Origin of the sequence: Flavobacterium sp. W22_SRS_FP1, from assembly GCF_052113685.1 — a bacterium.
Taxonomy (GTDB): domain Bacteria; phylum Bacteroidota; class Bacteroidia; order Flavobacteriales; family Flavobacteriaceae; genus Flavobacterium.
On record NZ_JBGQOE010000065.1, the window covers coordinates 1 to 1,476 of the forward strand.

General features: G+C 34.5%; 1 protein-coding gene. It reads right to left on the reverse strand.

The window, feature by feature from the left end:
* Positions 1 to 174: 174 nt before the first annotated feature.
* A complete protein-coding gene (locus ACEN2H_RS15585) occupies positions 175 to 330 on the reverse strand; it encodes a transposase (RefSeq protein ID WP_441733976.1) in 156 nt (51 codons plus the stop codon).
* Positions 331 to 1,476 lie beyond the last annotated feature (1,146 nt).

Sequence of the window (1,476 nt, forward strand, 5' to 3'; positions counted from 1 at the left end):
AATCTTGCATTTCTATATAATTTTGAAATACAAATATCTCTATTTTTATATTTCCCCACAACATTTAGACTTGATCCGGGATCAATCCTAAAACCTGTGGAGCGACAAAATTTAAGCATAAATATTATTTAGTCTAAAAACGGATCAAGTCCAAAACCTGTGGAGTAGCGAAATTTAAGCATAAATATTAGTTAGCCTAAAAAGAAAGAATTCTACATTTCGAACACCTCTAAATTGCGATCTAAAAGCTTTTATTTTAGCGTTGAAAGATTCAGAGAAAGCATTGATACTTCTATTATGGAAATAGCTTAATTGTTGTTTGCTATTGATTCGTTATGGATCATTAGATTTAAAGGAATCAAGTTCAAAACCTTTGGAGCGATAAAAATCGATCATAAACGCTATTTGGTCTAAAATGGAAGGATTCTACATCTCGAATAGTATTGAATTGAGATCTTAATGTTTTATTATGACCTTCAAAGAACGTACGCAGGTCTTTAAGTTGACTAGGCTATAAAACGGGATGATTAGTAAGTGGGATGAACAAGATTAGATGTAGCTGTGGGAAAGCGAAATTAAGTATTTGTGTAAATAGGAGAAATTGTTTTACTTTTAGAAAGGACCTGTTTTGAAGAAATCCATTTTGAGTATATTAATTCTGGGTCAAATAAAATAGGCACTCGGAGCAAATTCCTGTTCGACTGCGGAATTTGTGACCTCTATTGTCTTTACATTACAAACAAGCTTATGGTTATTACTGGATTATTCTGAGAAAGGATGCGGTTTTCCCGGCATACACTAAAGAAAAAAGATATTTCACGGGTGAGAATGTTTCTCCCTGGAGTTTAAAAGGCATGGATACTGTTCAAAGGGGATTGCTTTATTGAATTTTTCATTCCCGAAAAGAATATTTTTTTGGATAAGTGCCATGTGATTGTTCTTTCCTTACGGCAATTGAGCGCGGACTGGGCGTTAAACGGAATAGGTTATTTAGAATTGGAAGGGCTTTTTTATTTTTAAAAAGCCGCTGCTCGCTGTTTTGTTTTTTTTTTTTTTTTTGTTTTTTTGTTTGTTTGTTGGGCTTTAAATGAGTGTTAACAGTTCCTTGTCCAGTTGCTATATGATTATTTTGTTTTTTTAGGAAGGGTTTATGGGGTACGACTGGAGGTGAAAGGGAGTGTAAGTTTCCCAGAGCCCTGCCTTAGGAGCCAGATAAGGTTCGGTCTAGTGGGGACATTGAGCCTTTTCGGCAGGTATAAGTCAATGCGATGTGAAAAACTTTCATTCTCAAGAGTCGGGTTTTCAGTAATTTAAACTCAAAGTTAAGAAAAAGAGAAAAAAAGGGTAATAAAAAGCTTGAATAATGCAATAAAGGTGGTAGTTTTGCACCCGCAATAACAAGCAAGTTCATATAGATATTGAGTAAGTGATGCACGGGAAACCGGGTTTATATTAAAAGAAAAGAGAAAGCAAAAC